This is a genomic window from Serratia sp. NCCP-200 (assembly GCF_059697885.1).
The window spans coordinates 212,205-225,911 of the sequence record NZ_BAAKUJ010000008.1; the positions used below are offsets into that span (position 1 = coordinate 212,205).

At 53.7% G+C, this 13,707-nt stretch carries 11 protein-coding genes; 9 read left to right on the forward strand and 2 right to left on the reverse strand.

Going from position 1 to position 13,707, the window contains the following annotated elements; all coding sequences use genetic code 11:
* Window positions 1–129 precede the first annotated feature (129 nt).
* Both ampG and AC6HVW_RS22395 read right to left on the reverse strand, forming a co-directional pair.
* On the reverse strand, window positions 130–1,608 hold the full coding sequence (gene ampG, locus AC6HVW_RS22390; protein WP_021805485.1) for a muropeptide MFS transporter AmpG: 1,479 nt from the start codon (window positions 1,606–1,608) through the stop codon (window positions 130–132).
* A gap of 53 nt (window positions 1,609–1,661) precedes the next feature.
* Window positions 1,662–2,240: a lipoprotein gene (locus AC6HVW_RS22395; RefSeq protein WP_021180171.1), complete on the reverse strand. Its 579-nt coding sequence runs from the start codon at window positions 2,238–2,240 to the stop codon at window positions 1,662–1,664.
* 353 nt (window positions 2,241–2,593) lie between these two features.
* Between AC6HVW_RS22395 and bolA the strand changes: the two genes are divergently transcribed.
* The 9 genes from bolA (at window position 2,594) to AC6HVW_RS22440 (ending at window position 13,388) form a co-directional block, all read left to right on the forward strand.
* Complete coding sequence (gene bolA, locus AC6HVW_RS22400; protein WP_021805484.1) at window positions 2,594–2,908, forward strand: transcriptional regulator BolA; 315 nt, start codon at window positions 2,594–2,596, stop codon at window positions 2,906–2,908.
* 364 nt (window positions 2,909–3,272) lie between these two features.
* Window positions 3,273–4,577, forward strand: coding sequence for a trigger factor (tig, locus tag AC6HVW_RS22405; RefSeq protein ID WP_021805483.1), 1,305 nt, complete (start codon window positions 3,273–3,275; stop codon window positions 4,575–4,577).
* Between the two features lie 421 nt (window positions 4,578–4,998).
* Window positions 4,999–5,622, forward strand: coding sequence for an ATP-dependent Clp endopeptidase proteolytic subunit ClpP (gene clpP / locus AC6HVW_RS22410; RefSeq protein ID WP_021180167.1), 624 nt, complete (start codon window positions 4,999–5,001; stop codon window positions 5,620–5,622).
* Window positions 5,623–5,829: 207 nt separating this feature from the next.
* The gene (gene clpX, locus AC6HVW_RS22415; RefSeq protein WP_021180166.1) at window positions 5,830–7,101 is read left to right on the forward strand and encodes an ATP-dependent protease ATP-binding subunit ClpX; all 1,272 of its coding nucleotides are present in this window, start codon (window positions 5,830–5,832) and stop codon (window positions 7,099–7,101) included.
* Window positions 7,102–7,294: 193 nt separating this feature from the next.
* Window positions 7,295–9,649 carry an endopeptidase La gene (gene lon / locus AC6HVW_RS22420; protein WP_021805482.1) on the forward strand — a complete coding sequence of 785 codons (2,355 nt, stop codon included), beginning with the start codon at window positions 7,295–7,297 and terminating at the stop codon, window positions 9,647–9,649.
* 217 nt (window positions 9,650–9,866) lie between these two features.
* Window positions 9,867–10,139, forward strand: a complete 273-nt coding sequence (gene hupB / locus AC6HVW_RS22425; protein WP_004954599.1) for a nucleoid-associated protein HU-beta — start codon at window positions 9,867–9,869, stop codon at window positions 10,137–10,139.
* A 170-nt stretch (window positions 10,140–10,309) separates the two neighbouring features.
* The gene (gene ppiD / locus AC6HVW_RS22430) at window positions 10,310–12,190 is read left to right on the forward strand and encodes a peptidylprolyl isomerase (protein WP_071683012.1); all 1,881 of its coding nucleotides are present in this window, start codon (window positions 10,310–10,312) and stop codon (window positions 12,188–12,190) included.
* A gap of 210 nt (window positions 12,191–12,400) precedes the next feature.
* On the forward strand, window positions 12,401–12,778 hold the full coding sequence (locus tag AC6HVW_RS22435; protein WP_071683011.1) for a ComEA family DNA-binding protein: 378 nt from the start codon (window positions 12,401–12,403) through the stop codon (window positions 12,776–12,778).
* A gap of 196 nt (window positions 12,779–12,974) precedes the next feature.
* On the forward strand, window positions 12,975–13,388 hold the full coding sequence (locus AC6HVW_RS22440) for an acyl-CoA thioesterase (protein ID WP_024483947.1): 414 nt from the start codon (window positions 12,975–12,977) through the stop codon (window positions 13,386–13,388).
* Window positions 13,389–13,707 lie beyond the last annotated feature (319 nt).

Genomic DNA, 13,707 nt, shown 5'->3' on the forward strand with positions numbered 1-13,707 from the left:
TAAAATCTATTTCCGAGCGTTTTACTCGGGTAAAAAAATAGCTTTGGCGAAAATATTAAATTTTTAACGAAATAAATTCGTTTTTCTGATGCTTTTTTGTTGGCCGAATTTTATCGGCCAACAAAAAAATCACGCTAATTGCGTTCGGCGCAACGCCAGGTAGTCCAACAGGCTGCCCATGATAATCCCCACCAGGCTCAGCATGGCACCGGTTTGCAGGAGCTGCACGGCGAGGTCGGGCCAGTTGGTCCAATTCAGCGCGTTGGCAATCAGCAACAGCAGCCATACGCCTAGCAGCGAGCAGCCGATGCCCAACAGACGCAATGCCCAGCGGTAGGCGGCACGAAACTCAGTGCGTGGCATGAAGTTGTCGGTACGTTGCGTGTACTCCAATGTCTGGCGGCAGATTAACAGCAGCAACAGGCCTGGAACCGCAGCTGCGATGGAGAACAGATAAAACAGTGGCCAGCCATGGGCGGTCACGAACCAACCGGCAATCGGCCCGACGTAAACACGGCCAACGGCGGAGAGCGCCGAGAGCAGGGCAAACTGGGTGGCGGAGAAGGATTTGTTGCACAGGGTCATCAGCAGGGCGACAAAGGCTGCCGTGCCCATACCGCCACACAGGTTTTCCAGGAAAATAGCGCTGCCCATCGTCAGGATGTTTTTAGCGGTGATTGCCAACAGCCAGTAACCGATGTTGGATACCGCCTGCAAAATGCCGAACAGCATCAGCGCGCGGAACAGGCTGAGACGCTGCATCAAGACGCCGCCGAACAGGGCCCCGACGATGGTGGCAAACAGACCGAGCGTTTTGTTCACCAGGCCGACCTCGCCAGCATCGAAGCCGACGCCGCGGATCAGAAAGGTGGTACTCAAACTCCCGGCAAAGGCGTCACCCATCTTATACATCACGATCAGCAACAGGATCAGCCAGGCATTGTTACGGGCGAAGAAGTCACGCAGCGGAGCGACTACCGCCATCTCGAGGGTGCGCGGTGCAGGAATGCTGTCGTCCGGTTCTGGTGCCATCAACGTAGCGGCTACGCCAATTAGCATCAGCCCGGCCATTAACCAATAAGTCGCCTGCCAGCCGAAATAGCGATCGGCCAGCCACAGGGCCAGCCCGCCAGAAACCAGCATCGCCAGGCGATAACCCAGTACCGACACTGCGGCCCCGGCACCGCGTTCTTCGGCCGCCAGCAGATCGGTTTTGTAGGCATCAAAAACAATATCCTGTGAGGCAGAACAGAATGCCACCACCACCGCCAGCGTGGCCAGCCACCACAGGTGCTGTGACGGATTCATAAACCCCATCGCCACGATGGCCACTACCAGCAGCAACTGGCTGATCAACAGCCAGCCACGCCGCCGCCCAAGGAACGGGGGAGTGTAGCGATCCATAAACGGTGACCAGAGGAACTTGAATACGTAGGCCTGGCCTACCAGTGAGAAGATACCAATGGTTTTCAGATCTAGGCCTTCGACGGTCATCCAGGCTTGCAGCGTGCCGGAGGTCAATGCCAGCGGCAGCCCCGAGGCAAAGCCCAACACCAACAGGATGACGGAATTACGCTGGGTAAAAATATTCAGATACTGTTTCGACATGAGATCCCGATCTGCGCTGCCCTGTAAACCGAGCAGCGCGAGGCATTGCCTGATTAACGTGCGTTTTGCTTGATAAAGTCGTTGACGCTGGTGTCTTGAGCCATATCGGCGATGACGTCACCCAGCACGGTGTTGACCGCATCGGTGATTTTTTCATTGCTGGCGGTGAAGGCACCCTGCACGTTATAGGTAGAACGGTAGTTCTTCACCTGCTTGTTGCCGTTTTTCGCCTGCGCGATGATTGAAATATCCGCTTTGGTGGTGATGTTGTAGCGCAGGTTGCCTTGGGAAACGTCGGCAAACAGCGTATTCACCACGATCTGCAAATCAACTGCACCTGATGGCCCAATCATATAGCCACGCGCGCCCATTTGCTTTTCCAGCACTTCTTGAAGCAGGAAACGCAGATCGCGCGATGGGGTCAGGGTGATCAGTTGGCCGTCACGGTTCACTTTGGCCAGCGCCTGGTCTGGGCGTTGATCGGCACCGTTAATGCTGATGGTGATCCCTTGCAGGGTTGGGTCCTGCTGTGGCAACACGATCTTCGGGGTTACGTTCAGGGTATTGGTGCTGGTAGCACAGCCAGCCAACAGCAGTGCAGCCAGCAGCGGAAGACAAAGTTTTTTTAACATTATGACTGTCTCATCAATCGTGGTTTTATACCCGGTGCTGTTCAAGCCCGCGGGCAGGGTTGTGGGTGCTTGATAATCAAAGCGCTAGAGTCAACGATAAATTGCCGCCATCATAGCATTGCCAACAACGGGGGGAAGTGTTGAAGGTGGCCGTGACGTAAATTTTTCCTCAACCAGGATAAAAACAGGCTTTTTAGAGCGGCTCAATCGGATAAACCTCAACTGAACCGCTTTTATTGATGTTTTTTACAGCAAAGAGCGGTGGGATTTACGATAGCCATGTTCTGGCGGGGGCAAAACCGACTAATATTAAAGTAGAACCTGGTAGCCTGCCGGTGTTGTAAGGAGATCCTATGATCCGCGAGCAAATAGAAGCAAAGTTAAGGGCGGCGTTTGAACCCGCGTATCTGGAAGTGACTGATGAGAGCTATCGGCATAACGTTCCCGCTGGATCCGAAAGTCATTTCAAAGTGGTATTGGTGAGCGACCGCTTTGTCGGCGAACGTTTCCTGACCCGGCATCGCTCCATTTATGGCGTGTTGGCGGAGGAACTGGAAAACGGCGTACACGCGCTGGCGTTGCATACCTATACCTTGAAAGAGTGGGAAGGGCTGCAGGATACCGTTCCGGCTTCACCTCCTTGTCGTGGGGCGGGCACACTGGCTTAATACCTAAAATTTACGGTATCAGTGGAACTTTTACCCGTATTTAAGGTATTACTACTGACGAATTTTGCAACGGCCTGCGGGCCGTTGCTGTTTTTGACGACGACAAAGCCGAAGGCGTTTGCAGCTCTGATGGCCATGGCATCAAGGTGTTTGGGCGAAAAATCGGCAAAAGTGTGATTTTTAACGCGCCAGTGCTGCCTTGCCATCCTCGACTAGCTACGCTTGCGCCGCTATAATGTCGCGTCTATTTTTTCCGGAATGGTTTCGGAACGCTCTCGACATCAGGGAACTCGGTTTTTAATGTAGCCGTCCTGGTTCTTGGAACGGAGTTGACCGAGCACTGTGATTTTTTTGAGGTAACAAGATGCAAGTTTCAGTAGAAACCACTCAAGGCCTTGGGCGCCGTCTCTCTATTACTGTACCCGCTGATGTTATCAATCAGGCAGTAAAGAAAGAGCTGATCAACGCAGCTAAAAGCGTACGTATCGACGGTTTCCGTAAAGGCAAAGTGCCAATGAACATCGTCGAACAGCGTTATGGCGCCTCCGTCCGTCAGGACGTGCTGGGCGATCTGATGCAGCGCAACTTTGTTGACGCGATCATCAAAGAGAAAATCAACCCGGCCGGTGCACCAAACTACGTACCGGGCGAGTATAAAGAAGGCGAAGATTTCGCTTTCACCGTGGAATTCGAAGTCTATCCAGAAGTTGAGCTGAAAGGCCTGGAAAGCATCGAGGTTGAAAAACCTGTAGTTGAAGTTAACGACGCCGATGTTGATACCATGCTGGAAACTCTGCGTAAGCAGCAAGCGACCTGGAAAGACACCGACGGCGCAGCCACTGCTGAAGACCGCGTGACCGTTGACTTCACCGGCTCTATCGATGGTGAAGAGTTTGAAGGCGGTAAAGCTGCCGATTTCGTTCTGGCCATGGGCCAGGGCCGCATGATCCCAGGCTTCGAAGAAGGTCTGGTGGGTCATAAAGCCGGTGAAGAGTTCACCATCGACGTCAACTTCCCAGAAGATTACCACGCTGAAAACCTGAAAGGGAAAGCGGCCAAGTTCGCTATCGTGCTGAAGAAAGTTGAACAGCGCGAGCTGCCAGAACTGACTGAAGAGTTCATCAAGCGTTTCGGCGTGGCTGATGGTTCTCTCGCCGGTCTGCGTACCGAAGTGCGTAAAAACATGGAGCGCGAACTGAAAGGCGCCGTGCGTAACCGCATCAAGACTCAGGCTATCGACGGTCTGGTCAACGCTAACGAAATCGACGTGCCAGCGGCACTGATCGACGGCGAAGTCGACGTTCTGCGTCGTCAGGCTGCACAGCGTTTTGGTGGCAACGAGAAGCAAGCGTTGGAACTGCCACGCGAACTGTTCGAAGAGCAAGCCAAACGTCGCGTTGTGGTCGGCCTGCTGTTGGGCGAAGTGATCAGCACCAACGATCTGAAAGCCGATGAAGAGCGCGTTAAGACCCTGATCGAAGAAATGGCTTCCGCCTACGAAGATCCGAGCGAAGTTGTTGAGTTCTACAGCAAAAACAAAGAGCTGATGAACAACATGCGTAACGTTGCTCTGGAAGAACAAGCGGTAGAAGCCCTGCTGGCTAAAGCGAAAGTGACCGAAAAAGCCACTACCTTCAGCGAGCTGATGAACCAGACTCAACAAGCTTAATGCTGGTTGATGCCAGGAACGGCCTGATGGCAGGTCCATTGCCGTAGCAGGGAGTTCCTTACAAGGCCCGTAACTTTGGTTACGGGCTTTTCTTTTGCCACGTGACTGATTAATCTCGGCTTAACTGTGGCAATATGCACTATATTTATTGGGACGAGGATGAGTGGCGGTAGCGGAAGGCCAGTGGTTGTGACCTTGCCTGCCACACAGGGATGTTGGTGAAATTGTTCACCGGGCTTGAAATTCGCTCTGTGACCCCCCAATTCCTACAACAGTATGGGCCGCTTTATCCGCCTGGCGGAATGATAGCGCCGTCAAATCAGTGTGGAGCCTGTCGATGGCTTGAACGTAGTCATGATGGCCGTTCTCAAGTAGAATCGACAGACAATGGCGCCAAGGCAATTTCTATTAGGAGACGGTAATGTCATACAGTGGCGAACGAGACCAATTTGCACCTAACATGGCACTGGTGCCGATGGTGGTAGAGCAGACTTCGCGCGGGGAGCGTTCTTACGATATTTATTCCCGCCTGCTGAAAGAGCGCATTATCTTCCTGACCGGCCAGGTTGAAGATCATATGGCTAATCTGATCGTGGCGCAGATGTTGTTCCTCGAGGCAGAAAGCCCAGAAAAAGATATTTTCCTGTATATCAACTCACCGGGCGGCGTGATCACGGCGGGTATGTCAATCTATGACACCATGCAGTTTATCAAACCGGACGTCAGCACCATCTGTATGGGGCAGGCGTGTTCCATGGGGTCGTTCTTGCTGACTGCAGGCACCAAGGGTAAGCGTTTCTGCCTGCCAAACTCCAGAGTGATGATCCACCAGCCGCTGGGCGGCTACCAGGGCCAGGCAACGGATATTGAAATCCATGCGCGTGAGATCCTGAAGGTGAAGGCTCGCATGAATGAGCTGATGGCACAGCATACCGGCCAATCGCTGGAGCAGATCGAACGTGATACCGAACGTGACCGCTTCATGACGGCGGAAGAATCGGTAGAATACGGTCTGGTCGACAGCATTCTGACGCACCGCAGCTAAAACTATACCCAAAGGGCCGCAAGCTGTAGAGCGTACCAGCCGCCTGAAGGGTTATGGGTAGCGCGCGGCTTGCGGGCCGATAGGCTATAGTATTCAGAGCGGGCCTGGCTCGCTTTAAACAGCGTTATCGGCGTTCCCGGTATAAAGTTTGGGCGCATTGTCGCCGCGTAATGGTGCGGGACAAAGACAAAAGAAGAGGTTTGACTCATGACAGATAAGCGCAAAGACGGTTCAGGAAAGTTGCTGTACTGCTCTTTCTGCGGCAAAAGCCAGCATGAAGTGCGTAAGCTGATTGCCGGTCCGTCAGTGTATATCTGCGATGAATGTGTTGATCTGTGTAACGACATTATTCGCGAAGAGATTAAAGAGGTTGCGCCGCATCGCGAGCGTAATTCATTGCCGACACCGCACGAAATTCGTCACCACCTGGACGATTATGTTATCGGCCAGGAACAGGCGAAAAAAGTGCTGGCGGTGGCGGTCTATAACCACTACAAACGCCTGCGTAACGGCGATACCAGCAATGGCATCGAACTGGGCAAAAGCAATATTTTGCTGATCGGCCCAACCGGTAGCGGCAAAACCTTGCTGGCAGAAACGCTGGCACGTTTCCTGGATGTGCCTTTCACCATGGCCGATGCCACGACGTTGACCGAAGCCGGTTACGTGGGTGAGGACGTGGAAAACATCATCCAGAAACTGTTGCAGAAATGCGACTACGACGTGCAGAAAGCCCAACGCGGCATCGTTTATATCGATGAAATTGACAAGATTTCACGTAAGTCAGACAACCCGTCCATCACCCGTGACGTTTCGGGCGAAGGCGTGCAGCAGGCGCTGCTGAAGCTGATCGAAGGCACGATCGCGGCGGTCCCACCACAGGGTGGACGTAAACATCCGCAGCAGGAGTTCCTGCAGGTGGACACCTCCAAGATCCTGTTTATCTGTGGCGGTGCGTTTGCCGGCCTGGATAAGGTGATTGGCCAGCGTGTTAACACCGGTTCCGGTATCGGTTTTGGTGCCACGGTGAAGGGTGAATCTGAAAAAGCCACCGAAGGCGAACTGCTGTTGCAGGCAGAGCCGGAAGACTTGATCAAATTTGGCCTGATCCCGGAATTCATCGGTCGTCTGCCGGTGGTTGCCACCCTCAGCGAACTGAGCGAAGAGGCACTGATCCAGATCCTGAAAGAGCCGAAAAACGCCCTGACTAAGCAGTATCAGGCGTTGTTCAATCTTGAAGGGGTCGATCTGGAATTCCGTGAGGAAGCGCTGAACGCCATCGCCAAGAAGGCCATGACGCGTAAGACGGGTGCCCGTGGTCTGCGTTCGATTGTCGAAGGCGCGCTGCTGGACACCATGTACGATCTGCCGTCGCTTGAAAGCGTAGATAAAGTGGTGATCGACGAATCGGTGATCGCTGGCCAATCCAAGCCGTTATTGATTTACGGCAAGCCGGAAGCGCAGGCTTCTGGCGAATAATTAGCCAGTCAAACCAGAAAGTTAATCGTAAAAGGGGGATTTTATCCCCCTTTTCTTTTTCTCTACATTGTTACCGTTGAATGTCAGAGATTCATCCCCATATACTCATAATCCAGATTTTGTGAAACGTTTGATGCTGGCGTCTCATGAGATCCCCCTAATCCTGGCGGAAATTAAACTAAGAGAGAGCTCTATGAACCCTGAGCGTTCCGAACGCATTGAAATCCCCGTGTTGCCATTGCGCGACGTGGTGGTTTATCCGCACATGGTGATCCCGTTGTTTGTTGGCCGGGAAAAATCGATTCGGTGCCTCGAAGCCGCAATGGATCACGATAAAAAGATCATGCTGGTGGCGCAGAAAGAGGCCTCGACGGATGAACCTGGCATTAACGATCTGTTCTCGGTCGGTACCGTTGCATCGATTTTACAGATGCTGAAACTGCCGGACGGCACGGTCAAGGTGCTGGTCGAAGGTTTACAGCGTGCGCGTATTACCACGCTTTCCGACAGCGGCGAACACTTCGCTGCCCAGGCTGAATATCTTGAATCACCGGCTATCGACGAGCGTGAGCAGGAAGTCCTGGTGCGCACGGCGATCAATCAGTTTGAAGGCTACATCAAGCTGAACAAAAAAATTCCACCGGAGGTGCTGACGTCATTGAACAGCATCGACGACGCTGCACGCCTGGCGGATACCATCGCTGCGCATATGCCGCTGAAGCTCAGCGACAAGCAGTCGGTGCTGGAAATGTTCGATATCACCGAGCGTCTTGAGTACCTGATGGCGATGATGGAGTCGGAAATTGACCTGCTACAGGTTGAGAAGCGCATCCGTAACCGCGTCAAGAAACAGATGGAAAAGAGCCAGCGCGAGTACTATCTGAATGAGCAGATGAAGGCGATTCAGAAAGAACTGGGCGAGATGGACGACACGCCGGATGAACACGAGGCGTTGAAGCGCAAGATCGAAGCGGCCAAAATGCCGAAAGAAGCGCGTGAGAAAACCGAAGCGGAACTGCAAAAGCTGAAAATGATGTCGCCGATGTCTGCGGAAGCGACCGTCGTGCGTGGCTATATCGACTGGATGATCCAGGTGCCGTGGAATGCGCGCAGCAAGGTGAAAAAAGACCTGCTCAAGGCGCAGGAAGTGCTTGATACCGATCACTACGGCCTGGAGCGCGTCAAAGACCGCATCCTTGAGTATCTTGCAGTGCAGAGCCGCGTCAGCAAAATCAAAGGGCCAATCCTGTGTCTGGTAGGGCCTCCTGGCGTGGGTAAAACCTCGCTGGGGCAGTCGATCGCTCGCGCGACCGGCCGCCAATATGTCCGTATGGCGCTGGGCGGCGTACGTGACGAAGCAGAGATTCGCGGTCACCGCCGGACTTACATCGGCTCCATGCCGGGTAAACTGATCCAGAAAATGGCCAAGGTTGGGGTGAAAAACCCGCTGTTCCTGCTCGATGAGATCGACAAGATGTCATCCGACATGCGTGGCGATCCGGCTTCAGCCCTGCTGGAAGTGCTGGATCCGGAACAGAACGTGGCGTTTAACGATCACTATCTGGAAGTGGATTACGATCTGTCCGACGTGATGTTCGTAGCGACCTCGAACTCGATGAACATCCCGGCACCGCTGCTGGACCGTATGGAAGTGATCCGTCTTTCTGGCTACACCGAAGACGAAAAGCTGAACATCGCCAAACAGCACCTGTTGCCGAAGCAGCTTGAACGCAACGCGTTGAAGAAAGGTGAATTGACGGTAGATGACAGTGCCATTATCGGCATCATCCGCTATTACACCCGTGAAGCCGGGGTGCGTAGCCTGGAGCGTGAAATTTCCAAGCTGTGCCGTAAAGCGGTCAAGTCGCTGCTGATGGACAAGAAGCTCAAACACATCGAGATCAACGGCGAGAACCTCAAGGACTATCTGGGCGTTCAGCGTGTTGATTACGGCCGTGCAGACACCGAAAACCGCGTAGGCCAGGTCACCGGGCTGGCGTGGACGGAAGTGGGCGGCGATCTGCTGACCATCGAAACTGCCTGCGTACCGGGCAAAGGCAAGCTGACCTACACCGGTTCTTTGGGTGAAGTGATGCAGGAGTCTATCCAGGCTGCGTTGACCGTGGTACGTGCACGTGCAGAGAAGTTGGGCATCAACGCCGATTTCTATGAAAAACGTGATATCCATGTCCACGTGCCGGAAGGGGCAACGCCGAAAGACGGCCCAAGCGCCGGTATTGCCATGTGTACCGCGCTGGTTTCCTGCCTGACAGGCAACCCGGTGCGCGCCGATGTGGCGATGACCGGTGAGATCACCTTGCGTGGTCATGTGTTGCCGATTGGCGGCCTGAAAGAGAAACTGCTGGCGGCACACCGTGGCGGTATCAAAACCGTGCTGATCCCTTACGAGAACAAGCGCGATTTGGAAGAGATCCCGGACAACGTCATTGCCGATCTGGAGATCCATCCGGTACAGCGAATCGATGAAGTTTTGAACATTGCACTGGTCAATCCGGCCTTCGGCGCACAGCCGGTAGCGGTAAAATAGTGACGTATAGCAAAAACCATTGATAAAACTCATGCTGGCAAGCCAATTCGGACTTGCCAGTATTTTTTTGTGCCGCTAAGTTAGATCCCTGTCGGCTCGCGTTTCGCTGCCGTTTGGTGGCTTGCCAAGGCACGACGGGATTGATATAACAGCAGCGCTGTCGTAACCGTAGGGATTTTTTCGGTGCGACGTTTTGAATTCTAGAGGGGATGATAGAGTGAATAAGTCACAACTGATCGACAAAATTGCCGCGGGTGCTGATATTTCTAAAGCGGCAGCAGGGCGTGCTTTGGACGCCATTATTGCTTCCGTTACCGATTCCTTGAAAGAAGGGGATGACGTGGCTCTGGTTGGTTTCGGTTCTTTCACCGTGCGTGAGCGTTCAGCTCGTACCGGCCGTAACCCGCAAACGGGTAAAGAGATCAAAATCGCGGCAGCCAAAGTTCCGGCTTTCCGTGCAGGGAAAGCTCTGAAAGACGCAGTAAACTGATTACGGCGTTTAATCGCATCGCGTCGCCGGTAAACAATCACCTGACGCAGCGGTATTGGTAAGGTAAGATATAAGGCGCATCAGGTTGATGCGCTTTTTTTATTTTTGTCGCAGGGAACGCGCCTGCACAAGGGTTGTTAATCCACATCACAGCGGAGTGTTGTCACACTATGATGGACAATTTACGCGCGGCTGCTAACCACGTCGTGCTAAAAATCATCCTGGGGCTGATTATCTTGTCATTTCTTTTGACTGGAGTAGTCAGCTATCAGGGAAGTGCCGGCGATTACGCTGCGAAAGTAAATGGCCAGGTGATCGAACGCGCCCAGCTGGAACAGGCTTTCCAGAGTGAACGTAGCCGGATGCAGCAGGAACTGGGTGACCGTTTCTCTGCCATGGCTGGCAACGAAGGCTACATGCAGCAGATGCGCCAGCAGGTGCTGTCTCAACTGATCGACAAGTCGCTGCTGGACCAGTACGCGAAGACACTGGGCCTGAGCGCCAGTGACGATCAGGTGAAAGAGGCCATCCGTCAAGAAAGCTATTTCCAGACGGACGGCAAGTTCGACAACGCCAAATATCTCGACCTGATTACCCGTTCGGGCTTTAGCGCAGATCAATATGCGCAATACACACGCCAGCGGTTAATCAACCAGCAGATGATCCAGGGCTTCGGCGGTTCCGATATCGTCCCACCAAGCGAAGCACAGTCTATGGTTGCCCTGGTTCTGCAAGAGCGCGACGTGCGTCTGGCGACGATCGATCTCAATGCCATGATGGCCAAGCAAACCGTCACCGACGAAGAGCTGAAGGCCTTCTTCGAGCAGAATAAAAACAGCTTTATCGCGCCAGAGAAGGTGAAAGTGAGCTTTATCCCGCTGGATGCCGCGGCATTGAAGGATACTGTGACCGTTACCGAAGCGGATATCAGCGCCTATTACGATGGGCACCAGAGCAGCTTTGGCCAGCCGGAACGCAAAAAATTCAGCGTGATCCAGCTGAAAACCGAAGCGGATGCCAAAGCGGTATTGGAAGAGCTGAAAAACGGTGGCGATTTCGCTGCGTTGGCGAAAGAGAAATCTACCGACATCATCTCGCGCCGTACCGGTGGCGAAATGGACTGGATGGAACCAGACACCACGGCAGACGAACTGAAACAGGCAAACCTCACCGAGAAAGGCCAACTGTCTGGCGTAGTGAAGTCTTCAGTGGGTTACCTGATCGTGCGCCTGGACGATATCAAGCCAGCGCTGGTGAAGCCATTGAGCGAAGTGCATGATGCTATCGCCAAGCAGCTCAAGCAGGAAAAAGCGGTAGATGCCTACTATGCGCTGCAGCAGAAAGTCAGCGAGGCGGCGACCAGCGATAACGAGTCCCTGGCCTCAGCGGAAGAAGCTGCGGGTATCAAGGCGGCTAACACCGAATGGTTTACCCGTGACTCGGTACCTGCTGCGTTGAACTTCAAGCCGGTTGTGCAAGCCATCTTCGATGGTTCACTGATTGGCGAGAATGGCGCACCAGGCAGCAACTCTGACGTCATCACCGTTGACGGTGACCGTGCGTTCGTGGTTCGCGTTGTGGCCCATCAGCCGGAAGGGATTGAACCTTTCGACAAAGTGAAAGATCGCGTAACCGCGATGGTCAAACACAACAAGGCACTGCAAGAAGCCAAGCTGCAGGGTGAGAAACTGCTGGTTGAGTTGAAGCAGGGTAAAGGCGATGAGGCGATGAAAGCCGCTGGTCTGAGCTTCGGCAGCGTACAGAAAATGGCGCGTGCCCCGGAAGACAGTCAACTGGTGGAAGCCGTATTCGCTCTGCCGCACCCGGAAGCCGGTAAAGTGGTTTACGGCATGTCACAGGATGCTCAAGGGAACGTGGTGTTGATTGCCCTGGATAGCGTTAAGCCAGGCACTCTGCCTGCAGACGAAATGAAAACCTTTGTCAGCAACATGGAAAAAGGGAGCGCTAGCGTGACCTTCGATGCCCTGCTGACTAACCTGCGCAAAGAAGCCAAGATCAAAATGGGTGCCGCTGAGCAGCAACAGCCGTAATCTCCGCTCTCTGGTTTTGTAGGGGGTGCAGCATGCTGCGCCCGTATTCCTCCCTACAGTGGACGGGAATAAGCACCGCATTTCTTTGCAACAGCTTGCAATACTCAAAGGCCGCTTTCGCGGCCTTTTCCACATTTAAACTCTGCCATTTGCCGATCTTCCGCCGCTGCGGCAAGGTAACCTTGCTGTCAAACACAAGGAGGATACAGCATGCAACTTAGCGAAAATAAAGCCATTATCCGTTTTACCGTTATCCGCCAGCTACTCTTGGCGGCGGCGCTGTTTGGCCTGATAGGGAGCTCGGCCATTGCTGCAGAGAAACCCTCTCAGGGGCAACCACAGGCCGCGGTGGTGTCGCCTAAGGTCAGCCCTGAAGCGCCAGGCGAAGGTGAAGCCAAGGTCAGTATTAACCAGGCAGATGCAGAGGCGCTAGCCACCGTGTTGAACGGCGTAGGGCTGAAAAAGGCAGAGGCCATAGTGCGCTACCGCGAACAGAACGGGCCGTTTAGTGAAATAGACCAGCTACAGGAGGTGCCGGGGATCGGTCCCTCCCTGGTGGAAAGAAATCGTGATCGGCTGAAAATGTGATCCCGCTCGCGGCTGCGTGGCAAAGTGCCCTCGCAGCCGCGCTGCTCTGCTACATTTTACAGGTCATACCAGTCATCCATCGCAAACTCTTTGCCAAGCCCTGCGGTACAAGCATGCTGCCAGCAAGGAGGGATAATACTGAACGGGTATGCCGGTATTAATTCGCTATCACCAGAGCAGGAGCGGTTGTTTCACTATGCAGACTTATATCAAAGTTCGTGGCTATCATCTTGATGTCTATCAACACGTTAATAATGCCCGGTATCTGGAATTCCTGGAGGAGGCGCGCTGGGAATGGCTGGAGGATCTGGATGCTTTCCACTGGATGACGCAAAACAACATCGCGTTTATCGTGGTGAACATCAATATCAATTATCGTAAGCCTGCCGTATTGGGGGATAAGCTGCGTATCGATAGCCAGATGCTGCAACTCAATGGCAAGAGCGGCGTGCTGAGCCAGCAGGTATTGCTGGAGCCGGAGGGGACAGTGGTCGCCGACGCGACGCTGACCTTTGTCTGTATCGATTTGAAAACCCAGCGGGCACTGCCGATTGAAGGCGCACTGCGTGAACACCTGGTGGCACTACAGCAGAAAGATGCTGAGGCCTGATTAAGCATCGTGCTGGTCATGGCCCCTCACCCTAGCCCTCTCCCACAGGGAGAGGGGACCGAACGTGCCAGCGGGTATTTCTCTCACGACCTGACCATCGGTAAATGAAAGGGTCGGTGCTCCAGGGATAACTCAGTACCCGATGACAACACCGTATCAACTCATGGAAGGCATGACTCTTGCCTGGATGACAACGGCGTACCAGCTCCCTCTTCCTTAACAGGTGTCCATGTAGACCCCTGTCTTTACATTGGGAGAGGGCTGGGGTGAGGGGCTCTAGCAATTACTACAGATTAACTCCGTTCCCAATTCCGGCTCT

Bases quoted from the DNA above. Each gene is read 5' to 3' on its own strand.
- ampG (WP_021805485.1), bottom strand. From the start codon at position 1,608: ATGTCGAAACAGTATCTGAATATTTTTACCCAGCGTAATTCCGTCATC.
- AC6HVW_RS22395 (WP_021180171.1), bottom strand. From the start codon at position 2,240: ATGTTAAAAAAACTTTGTCTTCCGCTGCTGGCTGCACTGCTGTTGGCT.
- lon (WP_021805482.1), top strand. From the start codon at position 7,295: ATGAACCCTGAGCGTTCCGAACGCATTGAAATCCCCGTGTTGCCATTG.
- clpP (WP_021180167.1), top strand. From the start codon at position 4,999: ATGTCATACAGTGGCGAACGAGACCAATTTGCACCTAACATGGCACTG.
- clpX (WP_021180166.1), top strand. From the start codon at position 5,830: ATGACAGATAAGCGCAAAGACGGTTCAGGAAAGTTGCTGTACTGCTCT.
- AC6HVW_RS22440 (WP_024483947.1), top strand. From the start codon at position 12,975: ATGCAGACTTATATCAAAGTTCGTGGCTATCATCTTGATGTCTATCAA.
- bolA (WP_021805484.1), top strand. From the start codon at position 2,594: ATGATCCGCGAGCAAATAGAAGCAAAGTTAAGGGCGGCGTTTGAACCC.
- AC6HVW_RS22435 (WP_071683011.1), top strand. From the start codon at position 12,401: ATGCAACTTAGCGAAAATAAAGCCATTATCCGTTTTACCGTTATCCGC.
- ppiD (WP_071683012.1), top strand. From the start codon at position 10,310: ATGATGGACAATTTACGCGCGGCTGCTAACCACGTCGTGCTAAAAATC.
- tig (WP_021805483.1), top strand. From the start codon at position 3,273: ATGCAAGTTTCAGTAGAAACCACTCAAGGCCTTGGGCGCCGTCTCTCT.